Source organism: Dethiosulfovibrio russensis (genome assembly GCF_021568855.1).
In the GTDB taxonomy this organism is placed as follows: Bacteria; Synergistota; Synergistia; order Synergistales; family Dethiosulfovibrionaceae; genus Dethiosulfovibrio; species Dethiosulfovibrio russensis.
Genome location: NZ_JAKGUG010000003.1, coordinates 286,917 through 299,724, shown reverse-complemented (window position 1 = coordinate 299,724; position 12,808 = coordinate 286,917). Strand labels below are relative to the sequence as shown.

Below are 12,808 nucleotides of genomic sequence, written 5' to 3'. Positions count from 1 at the left end.
ATGGCTCGTCTGAACGTCAACCCGAACCGAATGGAGCTCTCCAGGCTCAAGAAGAACCTGGTGGTGGCCAAGAGGGGCCACAAGCTCCTGAAGGACAAACAGGACGCCCTGATCAAGGCCTTTCTGGAAAAGGCCCGCAAGGTCAAGGAGCAACGCGAAGCGGTGGAGGAAGAGCTCCGTAAATGTTACGAAAGCTTCCTTCTCGCCAGAGCTCAGACCTTGCCCGCCATGTTGGAACAGGCCCTTATGATACCCGGGGCGAAGTGCCGTATTTCAGTGGAGCACCGTAACGTCATGAGCGTGGTGGTCCCAGAATACGGTATAGACCAGGAAGGCAAAGCCCTAAACTATGGTTTTGCAACAACCCTGGGCAGTCTCGACGTCGCTCTCGAGCGTTTTTCCTCCATAATGCCGAAACTCATAGAGCTTGCGGCGGAGGAAAAGGCCATAGCTCTCATGTCGACCGAGATAGAGAAGACCCGAAGAAGGGTCAACGCGTTGGAACACGTTCTGATTCCAGCTAATATAGAGACCATAAAGTACATCACCATGAAGCTGGAGGAACAGGAACGATCGACTCTCAGCCGCATAATGAAGATCAAGGATATCGTCAGATCTCACTAAACAAAAAGCGGAGGTGGGGGGTTTAAACCCCCCCACCTCCGCTTTTTTGGTCTTTCCTTCTATTTAAGGGGTTTTCTGTAAAGAAAGGGCTTTGCAGCCTCGAATCCGTAGGATTTGTACTCGAAAATCTGTTCCGTCGATCCCACTAGAAGATACCCTCCCGGTCTGAGTGCATCGAAAAACTTCTGATAAAGGACCGCCTTCGTCTCCGGCCTGAAGTATATGACCACGTTCCTGCACAGTATGAGATCGTAATCTTTTTCAAACCTATCCTCTATTAGGTTCAATCTGGCAAAATCGACTCTCTTTTTGAGATCGTCCTTAACCTGATAGGTCTGCTCGTCTACGACCTTGAAATACTTTGTTATCCAATCTGGAGGAACGTTTACCAGCTGTCTCTTGTGATAGATCCCCCTTTGAGCTATGGCGATTGCGCCAGCGTCGATATCTCTGGCATGGACCGGAGTAGCGGAGGATAGACCGCATTCGCTGGACAACATCGCAAGAGAGTAGGGTTCCTCTCCGGTTGCTGATCCGGCACTCCAAAGACGAAGTTTTTTACTGCCTTTGGTCTTGATGAGATCGGGTATTACATGATCTCTCAAATCCCACCATCGTGGAGGATTTCTTAGGAACTCCGATACGTTTATCGTAAGATAATCGAGAAAATCCCTCAGTTTATCCTCGTTTTTGTTGATCATGGTAAAGTACTGGTCGTAATCGGTCAAATTCCATCTGCTCATGAGCATATGAGCACGGCGATGTATTTGGTTTTTGTACGAATTTAAATCTAGACCAGTTAGTTTTTGGACCTGTTGTTTAAAACGCGTGTATTCCGGTGAATCATAGTCCTTCTCGTTAGCGACCAAGGGAATCCCTCCTTTATAGTGTTATCGTCTACAATCATACCATGTCGGCGAATTACTTGAAATGTGATATACTGCCTCCTGAGAGTCTTCCAGGTAGTCGCTGCCGATAAATATCGGGAGAGGAAAGTCCGGGCTCCAAAGGGCAGGACGCTGGGTAACGCCCAGTTGGCGTAAGCCACAGGCCAGTGCCACAGAGACATACCGCCTCCTTGAGAGGTAAGGGTGAAAAGGTGGGGTAAGAGCCCACCGGACGGCAGGTGACTGTCGTGCCAGGTAAACCCCGTCCGGAGCAAGACCGAATAGGGAGGGATGAGGCGGCCCGCCGACCTCCGGGTACGGTCGCTCGAGATGTCTCGTGAGGGATGTCCTAGATAAATGACTACCCACGACAAAACCCGGCTTACAGGAAGGCTCTCCAGCACCGTTTTTTCGGGACCTACGGCCTAGTAAAAAAAAGGCCTAGGTCCTTTTTTTTGCCCTTTTATCCGATGAGAGCCCATGATCCTCTTGACTCTTTCACCTTTAAGTTCTACTGTTTACTTGGTGTATCGTGGAGAGAAATGGGAAGTTGTGGAGGACAAGCCATGTTCTTGGGGAGCTATGACCATAAAATAGATGATAAGGGACGGATGATCCTCCCTTCCCGTTTTCGGCATGCCCTCGGATCTCCCATTGTATGTACCGTAGGAATAGAGAGATGCATGGCGATATATCCACTTGATAGCTGGCAGACTTTCGTAGCTCGCTTCGATGAACTGCCTTTTTCTAAAGAAAAATCCAGGAACTTCAAGAGAGTCCTTTTTTCCATGGCCGACGAAATCACACCGGATAAAACCGGACGTATTCTTATATCTCCCTCTCTTCGTCGTTATGGAGGACTGGAAGAGGATGTTTCGGTTATAGGGGTCGAGGACCACATAGAGATATGGGATCGTGTCCGTTGGAACGATAGAAGGTCTACCTTGCTTGGAGATCTGGGAAAGATGATCGAGGAAGTGATGCAGTGAAGGTTGAACATGTCCCCGTTATGTTGGAGGAAGTACTTGAGTATCTGAAAAAAACGAGCTCCTCAGGTCCTATAGTAGACGCCACCTTAGGGTTGGGGGGATATTCGGAAGCGATCCTGAATCGTATAGAAGGAGTAAATGTCTTCGGCATAGATAGAGACCCTCAGGCTTTGACAATAGCCTCGGAAAGACTGGGGCCATTCGGAGAGAGATTCATTCCCATAAAGGGCAATTTTTCCGATCTAAAGGGTTTACTCGAAGACGTGGAGGCCATCCCCGTGGGAGGAGTCGTCTTTGATCTAGGAATCTCCAATATGCAGATATCCCTACCGGAAAGGGGCTTTTCCTTCAGAGAGAACGGGCCTTTGGATATGAGGATGAATCGCGAAGACGGAGGCGAAAGCGCAGCCGATATGGTCAGAGAACTGTCCGCTCCCGAGCTGAGCGAGGTTTTCAGGAAATACGGAGAGGAACGATTTGCCTGGCCGATCGCCAAATCCATAGTTCGTTATCGTGAAAAGACCGGTCCTATAGAGGACACGGATACCCTGGTAGAGGTTATACGTAAGGCTCTTCCCGCTCCGGTAATGAGAAAGGCTAAAGGACATCCTGCCAGGAAGGTCTTTCAGGCTCTTAGAATTGCTGTAAACAAGGAGATGGATGCCTTGGACGAGGGACTGAACTCCGCCCTAGATGTTATATCTCCCGGTGGGGTTGTGGTGGTGGTATCATATCACTCCCTTGAGGACAGAATAGTCAAATGGAAGTTCAGAGGATGGAAGGATCAGGGGGAAGGAACTATTTTGACTAAAAAGGCCCTGTTACCATCGGATCTGGAGATAGAGAACAATCCCAAATCCAGAAGCGCTAAGCTTAGAGCTTTCGCCAAAGGATAGACGTACACAGGAGGGCTGTCGTGCTTTTCAACGATAAAACCAGAGAAGACCGTTATCGATCTGATGACGTCCGTGTCGGAAGGAAAAAAATCAAGATAAGCCCTGTCTTTGTCCTCTTCCTCGTTCTGGCTATGATGCTATGTTCTTCTTTGGTGTGTCTGAGAATGTATGGTCTAGTTCTTGAATCCGAACTGGACGAACTCACCGCGAAGGTAAGCGACTTGGAGACTCAGGTCACGTCGATCCATAAGAAATGCCTCGCCATGGAATCGCCGTCGACGGTATATGGATATGCCAGCACAAAGCTGGGTATGACGGAGGAGTCCTACGCGGGGATAATAAGGGTTCAGTTCTCAGGAAAGGCTGCATCCTCGATGTCCGATCCCAAAAGATGGAGTGGCTCTCTGCCGGACAAGCACTATAGATGAAAAAGAATTTTCCATGGGTGCTTCTTTTTCTGGTTATAGCAGGTTTGATAGGCAGGATCATCGTCCTTCAGATAAAGCCGGACGAGAGGGTCGTAGAGAGGCTTGGAAATCAGAGCAATAGGTTCGGTAGAACCTGCTCAACTAGAGGACCTATCTTGGATAGAAGAGGCGAGCCTTTAGCGATCTCCGTCCCTACCGCGAGCCTGTATGTCGACCCCAGAGATTGGAACACCGATAACGCCGATAAACTCAGCGAGTGGGTCTCGAAAGAGAAGACGGCTATCCTGTCGTCGCTCAAAAGAGGCCGTTTTTATTGGGTCCTGAGACAGCTGGATGACGAAAAAGCTAAGAAAATACTCGATATGGGCCTGGATGGACTCCACGTTCTCCAGGAGACGAAGAGAATATATCCTAATGAGACCCTTCTGTCCCACGTTTTGGGATATTGCGACATAGATGGGATAGGGTTGGCTGGCCTGGAACTGATGTGGAACGATGTACTTTACACTCCCTCCGGTTGGACTATGAAAACCAGAGGACGAAGAGATTCCACGATCAGTGGTTCTGAAGGTAAGGTTTTCTTGACAGTGGATCGTCGTATACAATATATTCTCGAAAAGCGACTTTCGGATATATCAATCAAGGAAAAGGTTAAATGGGGTGCTGCTCTCTGTCTGGAAAGCGATACGGGAAGAATAGTTGGGATGGCCAGTTGGCCCAGCTTCAACGCCAACAAGAGGACAACCCTGAATAACGATAGCATGACTAACAACTGTATCAGCAGGGTTTACGAACCTGGGTCTACCTTGAAGCCTGTTATTGTGGCCATGGCGCTTCAGTCCAAGATAGTAGGAAGAAACTCCTGGTTTATAGATAACGGCAGAATCAAGGTGGCCGACGGTTGGATTTCCAACTCTCATGGGCGCGGAAAAGGCAAGATAGACCTTTCCGACGTTCTCATATATTCCTCCAACGTCGGTATGGCTCAGATCGGCATTAAACTCAATCCCTACGAAGCCTACAGAGATCTGGAAGCCTGGGGATTTGGAAAGAAAACCGGAGTAGAGTTGAACGGAGAGGAAAACGGGTTATTGCTACCTCCAGAAAGATGGTACGGAGTAATCCCCGCTAACATAGCGATAGGACAGGGAATAGCTGTTACGCCTATCCAACTGATAACAGCCTTCAACGCCGTCATAAACGGAGGAAAGCTGTTACTCCCTCATATAGTCGACAGAGTAGAGGATGGAGAGAGGAAGCCCATATATCGATCTAAAACGGTTGTCCTGAGAGATTTGCTTCCTCCACATTACGTCGATTGGTTTAGAAAAACGCTTCGAAGAGTGATAGTCGAGGGAACGGGCAAAAAAGCCGACTGCAAAGAGGTTAAGATAGGTGGAAAGACCGGCACCGCCCAGGTGGCTGTAAAAGGCGAATACTCAAAGGAACGTATGGTGGCATCGTTCATAGGGTTTTGGCCTTACGATTCCCCGAAATACACCTTATTGGTTGTCCTTGGTGAGCCTGGTCAAGGTCGATATTACGGAGGAGCTATAGCCGCTCCGGTCTTTAAGGCTATAGTCGAGGATATAGAGAGATTGAATTCTGGAGAGTGATTACTCTGAGATGAAAAAAATTAATGAACTAATCGAAGATCTTAAATCCTCCGGGATGGTATCGGCGATCGTAGGCCAACTTAGCGATGAGATCGTTCGTTCTATCGAGTTCGATTCCCGTAAGGTCACATCGGGAAGTCTCTTCTGTTGCGTGCCCGGAGTCCATAACGACGGACATAAATTCGCCGTCGCTGCCGTAAAATCGGGAGCGACGGCTCTGTTGTGTGAACATATTCCCGACGAAGTGGAAAAAGACGTACCGATCATCTTGACCCCAGATGCCAGAAGCGCCTTAGGAGCGATAGCCTCTTCTTTTCACGACCATCCTTCGGAATCTCTCTCGATGATCGGAGTTACCGGAACCAACGGTAAAAGCACGACCACCTATATGATTCGGTCCATCATGAGAGGAAGAGGCAAGGTCGGTTTGCTGGGGACAATCACCTATGACGACGGGAACAAGGAAATCGAGGCCGATAGGACTACCCCGGAGGGATCGGAGATACAGTCTTTCCTATCCGAGATGGTCCGGTCCTGCTGTAACGGTTGCATCATGGAGACATCCTCTCATGGTCTTGTCCAGGGACGGTTGTCGGGATGTCTATTCGACGTGGCGGTCTTTACAAATCTAACTCCTGAACATCTCGACTTTCACGGAGATATGGAGCGCTATTTCGAGGCTAAAAAGTCGCTTTTCACACGATACATGAAACCCGATTGCAAAAAAATTTTTAACTTGGACGACCCCTATGGGAAAAGATTGTTGAGAGAATGCGCCGGATCCGATGTCGTAACCTATTCCTCCAAGTCTAGCTCGGCTACGGTTACGGGGTCCGATATAGCTCTGGACGTAGGGGGGGTTCTCTTCGACCTCACCATAGAGGGACGGACCAATCGGGTGCGTCTGCCCTTGATAGGGGGGTATAACGTCAGCAACGCCTTAGCAGCAGCCGCTGCCTGCTATTCTATGGGTTTTTCATATGATGAGATCCAGCACGGCCTCGAAAACATGCCTCAGGTGCCGGGCAGAATGGAACGTTACATTTTCGAAAAGAAAGGCTGTGCCATCGTGGATTACGCTCATACACCAGATGCATTGAGCAATCTTCTCTCAGCCGCCAGGGAAATATGTAAAGGGCGTCTTATCGGGGTGTTCGGTTTAGGTGGAGAGAGATTCAGAGGAAATCGTTGGGCGATGGGCGAGATAGCGGCGCAAAAGGCGGACCATCTGGTGCTGACCATGGATAACCCCAGAGGAGAGGATCCGCTGTCGATCGTCGGGGACATATTGGAAGGCGTCCGTAAGGTAGAGGGCAATAGCTACGATGTCGTAATCGATAGAAAAGACGCTATCTACAAGGCCCTGGATATGTCTAAAGAGGGAGATTTGGTGGTAATCTCAGGCAAGGGACCGGAAAAATATATTCTGATAAAGGGGAAAAAGACCCCCTATAGCGACTCCGAGTCGGTACGAAGCTGGGGGAAAGATCGAGGGATCCCATGGAAATGAGCCAAAAAAGCCAATCATGGTCTAAATATGCCTCGTTGGCGGAGGGAACTCTCAAGGGTGACGACGGCGAATTTTCCGGCCTTATCCGAGTGGACAGTCGAAAGATAGAAGAGGGAGATCTATTCGTGGCTTTGCCGGGTAATAACGTGGATGGCCATGATTTCATCCTGAACGCAGTTTCCCGGGGAGCTCATTGCGCTCTGGTGAGTCCCTCTTGGAGGGAGAAAATAAAGGATCTCCCCCTGGGATTTCGAGTGATAGAGGTGGATGACCCAGAGCAAGGACTGATAAGAATAGCCCAGCATCGGCTCAAAGACCTGAAAAACGTTATAGCCGTAACCGGAAGCGTAGGTAAGACGTCCACCAGAGAGATGATATTTCTCGCTTTGGGAGGGACTTCGTCAGGAGTCTACAGGGCCAGAAGCAGCCACAATACGAGAATCGGTTGTGCTCTTACCGCAGCGGAGATGCCGGAGAATACATCTGTCCTAGTCTTGGAGATGGGGACCAACCATCCAGGGGAGATCTCCGAGATGGTCGATCTATATCCTGTAGATACGGCTGTTATAACCGAGGTAGTCCCGGCTCACCTGGAGGGGCTAGGCACCCTGGAAGGAGTGCTAGAGGCAAAGCTTGAAATACTCGAGTCCAAGAAGTTAAGGAAAGTCATCTTCAACGGTGACAACTCTATATTGTCCTCCGCTGTGGAGAAGAGATCCTTATGTGAGAATTGGCAAGCCTTATCGGTAGGGTCTTCCGGAAACTATGTTTTAAGGGATATACGGCTCGACTGGAAGGAACGGCCTGTTCTTTCTATGAGTATCGGGAGAGACCTAGATCGGAGCTTTTACGGAATCAAGGCAAATGTCGCCGGGATACATAACGCAAGCCTACTGGGCATGGCATGGGCTACCGCGGTGGAATCGGGAATATCGCCGGAGGAAGCCTCTATCAGGTTGTCATCGATAAAGCCCTACCATGGAAGAGGGGTCTTGAAAGATAGAGGTGGGGTTTGGGTTTTGGATGAAAGCTACAACGCCAACCCAAAGTCCATGGAAGCCATGCTAGATCTGGTGGCACAGAGTCCCTTCCCCAGGGAAAAAAGGATCCTCGTTCTAGGAGAGATGGGAGAACTTGGAAAAGGGGCCCTGTCTTTCCATGAGGATATCCTTAAAAAAGCTCTGCCATTGGGAAGGGTCTTGCTTTTAGGGCCTATTTGGGCCCGGCTAAAGCCATCGATAAAGGTGTACGAGGATATCGAATCGTTGTCTTCCGATTTAAAGGGTTTTCTGTCGGAGGGATATTTCGTCGCCATAAAGGGATCCAGATCCAACGGGCTAGAACGTCTGATGGAGATCTTTCCATGACGATAGGTCTTTTGATATGGGGGTTGGTCCTGTTTTTTTTCTCCATTCTAGCTCAGTCTAGATGGATAGTATGGCTGAAACGTCGTGATTTTAAGTTGGCTCAGAAGAGCTACGGACCGGCGAGGGGAGAAGAAAAAAGCAAGACACCGTCCCTCGGAGGGGCGGTTTTCATGATAACGGCGCTACCGTCCATTTTGATAGGCTGGGCTTTAGGAGATGGTTCTTTAATATTTCAAATCCTTTTATGGTCCTTGCCTCTGGCGTCGGGCGGAATCGGTCTATGGGACGATATACTGAAATACTCGAGATCCTCCAGTGAAGGACTATCCAGCCTGCAGAAACTTTCAGCTCAGGTATTGATATCCCTGATATGGTCCGTGGTAGTCCAAAGATATTTAGGAATTGCCGTTTTGCCCGGAGTTTATCTGTCTCCGATGCTGTCGGTTCTCATATGTTCTTTTCTCGTCGTGTCCATGCTCAACGGGGTCAATGTTACAGACGGATTGGATGGACTCGCCGCGGGAGCCTCGTCGATCTCGTTGATATTCATCTGTACAGTAGCATCAGCCGGAATAAGCGGGGTGGCAGCGGGGTTAGCCATGACGCTCGGTTTTCTGTGGTACAATTCCTTCCCCGCCAGGATATTCATGGGAGATTGTGGTTCTCATTTTCTCGGAGGGCTTTTAGTCTCCATATCGGTCTGCGGGGGAGGGCTGCTGTATGTCGTCCCTGCTGGGGCTCTTTTCGGTGTCGAGATATTATCCGTGGCGATTCAAATAGTAGCCATAAGGGTTTTCTCCAAAAAGGTGTTCAAAATGAGCCCTATCCATCATCATTTCGAACTATCCGGATGGAGCGAGGTTCAGATAGTTCTGAGGTTCTGGATTGTGCATTTGGTCGGTATCGTAACCCTTTTTCTGTTTGGAATGGGCCTTGGACTTCACTTTTAACGAGAGGTGGCAGTCGTAGTGAAAGATTTATTCGGTAAAAAAATTACCGTATTGGGAGCCGGTATCAGCGGCGAGGCTTTGGCCTCCTGTGCGGTCAGGTCGGGAGCCTCGGTCTTTGTAACCGAAAGCAAAGCCGATATACCGGAGGAGAGACGGCTTGGCCTAAAGGATATGGGAGTCGACTTCGAGATAGGAGGTCATTCCTCCAAGGCCTTGGAGTGTGACCTCATGCTGGTTAGTTCTGGAGTTTCCCCTACGGCTCCCTTGCTTCTGGAAGCAAGGGATGCCGGAATCGAGGTGATGGGCGAGGTCGATTTCGTGTTGCCCAACCTGGACGGGAAGGTTATCGCCGTAACGGGTACTAACGGAAAGACCACCACAACTTCTCTGATAGCTCATTTGCTTAAAGTCTCCGGTGTCGACGCCCTGACATTGGGAAACATAGGTTCGCCTTTAGGTGATTTCGCATGTAAAAGAAGAGGCGTTTTCGTGATAGAGCTGAGCAGTTTTCAACTCCACTGGACCGAGAAGGCCGAGTTCGATATCTCTGTAGTCACCAACATCGCACCGGACCATATCGATTGGCATAGGTCCTACGAAAACTATATTTCAGCCAAGAAAAAAGCCATCTCCCACAGAAGGGATACAGGGTGGTCCATCGTTCAGGAAAGGGATCGTTCCCTCCTAGGTGGGCAGGGCGATCCAAGGACCATAGGCTTGACATTTGAGAACGATTTAAAGAAGGACGGTATATATATAGGCGATGAAAAGGCGACCGCCGTCATAGAGGGAATTCGCCACGATCTTTTCAAGTCGGGGCAGGTTCCTCTGCTGGGAGGACACAACATAGAGAACGCCGCCATGGCTGCAACCGCCTGTATATTGACCTCTTGCAAGGAAACGGATTGGTCCATAGGGCTAGCCTCCTATAAAGCACCACCCCATAGATGTCAGTTCATAGTGGAGAAGAACGGAATATCCTACGTTGATGACTCCAAGGGAACCAACGTTGCCTCCACCTGCACAGCTCTTAGGTCAATTCCTGGCGGAAAGGTCGTTATCCTGGGAGGAAAGGGTAAGGGAGAAAGTTACCGCGATTTGGCCCTAGCGGTGAAGGATAACTGTAGATATGCCATATTACTGGGAGAAGAGCGTTTTGCCATAGCCGAGGCCCTGAAAGAACAAAATGTAAACGACTGGGAGATAGTTCAGTCCATGGAAGAGGCCGTTATCGAAGCGTCCGGAAGGGCCAAAAGAGGGGACACTGTGCTGCTATCCCCTGCCTGTACTAGCTGGGATATGTATGGAAGCTACAAGGAGAGAGGCGACCATTTCAGTGGGTTGGCGAAAGCGATAGAGGGGACAGACGTCGAGTCGTGAGGTCGGGAAGGGACCCTGTCGTATGGATCGTGCCCCTTATCCTTTCCGCTCTCGGAATAGTGGTAATACTTTCCTTGACCACGGTTAGGCTAGGTAACGGTTCCGTATCGTTCGTGTTAGGACAAAGACAGACTCAGTGGTTAGCGGTGGCCTTGATTTGTATGTTGATATCTAGCGCCTTGCCATTGGATTTCTGGTGGAATCGAAGCGGGCTCTTTCTGTTATCATCCTGGATTCTTACCTGGCTGACATTGATCCCAGGCATAGGAACCGGCGGAGGCGGTGCTTCAAGATGGATCAAGATAGGCTCCATCAGCTTTCAGCCCCTGGAATTGCTCGTTTTTTTCCTGATGATCCACCTGTGTAAAATCTATACAAGAAAGAAGCTGAAATCCTTCAGGGCCTTCTCCTTGACGTTATTGCTGATATTCATCGCAGCCGTACCGGTATTGCTGCAACCCGACCTTGGTGGAACTTTGTTATTGTTTTTCCTTGCCATGGGAATCTACGTGCAGGCTTACGGTTTTCTTCTGCCCCTTACATCTGCTATTCTGCTGTCGCCTGTTTTCGTTTTTCTCTCTCAAAAAGGCTACAGACAGAGGCGAATCGTCGCCTGGCTTGACCCTTGGTCCGATCCATCCGACGTCGGATACCAGACGATTCAAGGGTTGATAGCCTTCGCTAACGGCGGTTTCTGGGGTACCGGTTTGGGAAAGGCTGTACAGAGAAGTCGTTTTCTGCCGGCGGCTCACACGGATTTTATCTTTGCCGCTATCGCAGAAACCCTGGGGGTAATAGGAAGCGTAACCGTCCTATCCCTGTTCTCGCTTTGGTTTTTTCGGATTTACTGTCATTTTCGTCAGGCCGAGGATTCCTCGATAGCCTTGTTGCTGTGGGCAGGAGCTCTATCCATAGCGATCCCTCTGATCGTAAATATCGGGGGGATATCGAATGCCATACCGATGACTGGGATGCCTTTGCCCTTTTTGAGTTACGGTGGAAGCTCTCTGGTAATATCTTGGCTTAAGATAGGTCTTATCCTTCGAGCGTTGAGAGAGTTATACGATGGAAAAAGGTGGGTGGGAGATTGAAAATACTTTTAGTTGCAGGAGGAACCGGTGGGCATATAACCCCGGCTATAGCGTTCGGAAACTCGAGAAGAGAAGCAGGAGATCGAGTCTATTATGTATGTGGATCCAGATCGATGGAAAAAGCCATATACGAAAACCATAACGTTAGTCCTTTTGTCCTGCCGATAGAGGGATCACCATTGGGTATCAAGACCTTAAAAAGCATATTTAAAAGGTCCTGGAATATGATAAGGTCCATCGCAATCATGTACGAAAGGGTCAATGAGATAAAACCCGATTGTCTGATCCTTTTCGGAGGTTATATCTCTTTTCCCGCCCTCGTCGTGAGCAAGTTTATGAAGATCCCCGTTTTTATGCATGAACAAAACGTCGTAGCAGGAAAGGTATCTCGTATCGCATCAAGATGGAAAGTACCTGTGGCTACTGGCTGGCGCAAATGCAAGGGGATAAAAGGAGCGTATACGGGGATACCCGTCAGAAAATTTAGAAAGCTATCCAGAGAAGCGGCTCTCGACGAACTGTGGTTAAGCGATAAAGTCGACAGAGAAGATCGTGTTATAGTACTCCTTGGCGGCTCTCTTGGAAGCTCTAGCCTGATCGACTTGGTATCGATCACCTTATCTATGGTAGAATTTGCAAGGTGCTTTTTCATCGTCCTAGGTATCGACGAGGATAGAGTTGAGAATAAAGTGGCGTATCTTTCCAATAGATGGGATATGTCGCCGATTTACGGGGTGGCAGATATGGTTATCTGTCGGGCCGGAGCAGCCACACTGGCCGAAGTAAGCCAGCTGGGAATCCCCGCAGTGATAGTGCCCTGGGAGAAAGCTTCCGATGGACACCAATATGAAAATGCCCTGTCTTTTTTGGACGATAGGAACCCGGGACGGATCTGGACTCCCGAAATGGGCGTTACAGAGCTGATCAAGAAGATAGACGAGTTGGAGAACGATATTTCTCGAAAATCGAATAGAGAAGATAGTGAATTGAAAAATTCGACCGACGACGATAAGGCAGTCTCGGCGTTGTGGCGATTGATTCTTTCGCATATTTGAAGGGAGAGTCCGGCT

At 49.3% G+C, this 12,808-nt stretch carries 12 protein-coding genes and 1 other RNA gene; 12 read left to right on the top strand and 1 reads right to left on the bottom strand.

Annotation, left to right across the window (positions count from 1 at the left end):
- Entirely contained in the window at positions 1-624 is a 624-nt protein-coding gene (locus tag L2W48_RS04920; protein ID WP_236100304.1) for a V-type ATP synthase subunit D, read from the top strand.
- A 59-nt stretch (positions 625-683) separates the two neighbouring features.
- On the opposite strand, the gene L2W48_RS04915 is transcribed toward L2W48_RS04920, so the two are convergent.
- Positions 684-1,493, bottom strand: a complete 810-nt coding sequence (locus tag L2W48_RS04915) for a CheR family methyltransferase (RefSeq protein WP_236098907.1) — start codon at positions 1,491-1,493, stop codon at positions 684-686.
- Positions 1,494-1,574: 81 nt separating this feature from the next.
- On the opposite strand from L2W48_RS04915, the gene rnpB reads away from it, so the two are divergent.
- From rnpB to L2W48_RS04860, 11 genes are all read left to right on the top strand, one after another.
- An RNA gene (gene rnpB / locus L2W48_RS04910) (RNase P RNA component class A) lies at positions 1,575-1,912 on the top strand.
- Positions 1,913-1,981: 69 nt separating this feature from the next.
- Entirely contained in the window at positions 1,982-2,500 is a 519-nt protein-coding gene (mraZ, locus tag L2W48_RS04905; RefSeq protein WP_329606899.1) for a division/cell wall cluster transcriptional repressor MraZ, read from the top strand.
- A complete protein-coding gene (gene rsmH, locus L2W48_RS04900; RefSeq protein ID WP_236098905.1) occupies positions 2,497-3,396 on the top strand; it encodes a 16S rRNA (cytosine(1402)-N(4))-methyltransferase RsmH in 900 nt (299 codons plus the stop codon). Before mraZ ends, rsmH begins: the two co-directional genes overlap by 4 nt.
- Before the next feature lie 20 nt (positions 3,397-3,416).
- Positions 3,417-3,824 (top strand): hypothetical protein, encoded by a 408-nt coding sequence (locus L2W48_RS04895; protein ID WP_236098904.1) that lies wholly within the window; start codon positions 3,417-3,419, stop codon positions 3,822-3,824.
- Positions 3,821-5,440: a peptidoglycan D,D-transpeptidase FtsI family protein gene (locus L2W48_RS04890; protein WP_236098903.1), complete on the top strand. Its 1,620-nt coding sequence runs from the start codon at positions 3,821-3,823 to the stop codon at positions 5,438-5,440. Before L2W48_RS04895 ends, L2W48_RS04890 begins: the two co-directional genes overlap by 4 nt.
- A gap of 10 nt (positions 5,441-5,450) precedes the next feature.
- Positions 5,451-6,950, top strand: coding sequence for a UDP-N-acetylmuramoyl-L-alanyl-D-glutamate--2,6-diaminopimelate ligase (locus L2W48_RS04885; RefSeq protein ID WP_236098902.1), 1,500 nt, complete (start codon positions 5,451-5,453; stop codon positions 6,948-6,950).
- A complete protein-coding gene (locus L2W48_RS04880) occupies positions 6,947-8,317 on the top strand; it encodes a UDP-N-acetylmuramoyl-tripeptide--D-alanyl-D-alanine ligase (protein WP_236116505.1) in 1,371 nt (456 codons plus the stop codon). The genes L2W48_RS04885 and L2W48_RS04880 overlap by 4 nt, the downstream gene beginning before the upstream one ends.
- Positions 8,314-9,267 carry an MraY family glycosyltransferase gene (locus L2W48_RS04875; protein ID WP_236098900.1) on the top strand — a complete coding sequence of 318 codons (954 nt, stop codon included), beginning with the start codon at positions 8,314-8,316 and terminating at the stop codon, positions 9,265-9,267. The genes L2W48_RS04880 and L2W48_RS04875 overlap by 4 nt, the downstream gene beginning before the upstream one ends.
- 18 nt (positions 9,268-9,285) lie before the next feature.
- The gene (murD, locus tag L2W48_RS04870) at positions 9,286-10,647 is read left to right on the top strand and encodes a UDP-N-acetylmuramoyl-L-alanine--D-glutamate ligase (RefSeq protein WP_236098899.1); all 1,362 of its coding nucleotides are present in this window, start codon (positions 9,286-9,288) and stop codon (positions 10,645-10,647) included.
- Between the two features lie 29 nt (positions 10,648-10,676).
- Complete coding sequence (locus tag L2W48_RS04865; RefSeq protein WP_236116504.1) at positions 10,677-11,738, top strand: FtsW/RodA/SpoVE family cell cycle protein; 1,062 nt, start codon at positions 10,677-10,679, stop codon at positions 11,736-11,738.
- On the top strand, positions 11,735-12,793 hold the full coding sequence (locus L2W48_RS04860; RefSeq protein WP_236098897.1) for a UDP-N-acetylglucosamine--N-acetylmuramyl-(pentapeptide) pyrophosphoryl-undecaprenol N-acetylglucosamine transferase: 1,059 nt from the start codon (positions 11,735-11,737) through the stop codon (positions 12,791-12,793). The genes L2W48_RS04865 and L2W48_RS04860 overlap by 4 nt, the downstream gene beginning before the upstream one ends.
- The last annotated feature ends 15 nt before the right edge of the window (positions 12,794-12,808 follow it).

Excerpts from the sequence above, each read along its gene's own strand:
- L2W48_RS04920 (WP_236100304.1), top strand. The coding sequence starts at position 1 with ATGGCTCGTCTGAACGTCAACCCGAACCGAATGGAGCTCTCCAGGCTC.
- mraZ (WP_329606899.1), top strand. The coding sequence starts at position 1,982 with ATGAGAGCCCATGATCCTCTTGACTCTTTCACCTTTAAGTTCTACTGT.
- L2W48_RS04890 (WP_236098903.1), top strand. The coding sequence starts at position 3,821 with ATGAAAAAGAATTTTCCATGGGTGCTTCTTTTTCTGGTTATAGCAGGT.
- L2W48_RS04885 (WP_236098902.1), top strand. The coding sequence starts at position 5,451 with ATGAAAAAAATTAATGAACTAATCGAAGATCTTAAATCCTCCGGGATG.
- L2W48_RS04880 (WP_236116505.1), top strand. The coding sequence starts at position 6,947 with ATGAGCCAAAAAAGCCAATCATGGTCTAAATATGCCTCGTTGGCGGAG.
- L2W48_RS04875 (WP_236098900.1), top strand. The coding sequence starts at position 8,314 with ATGACGATAGGTCTTTTGATATGGGGGTTGGTCCTGTTTTTTTTCTCC.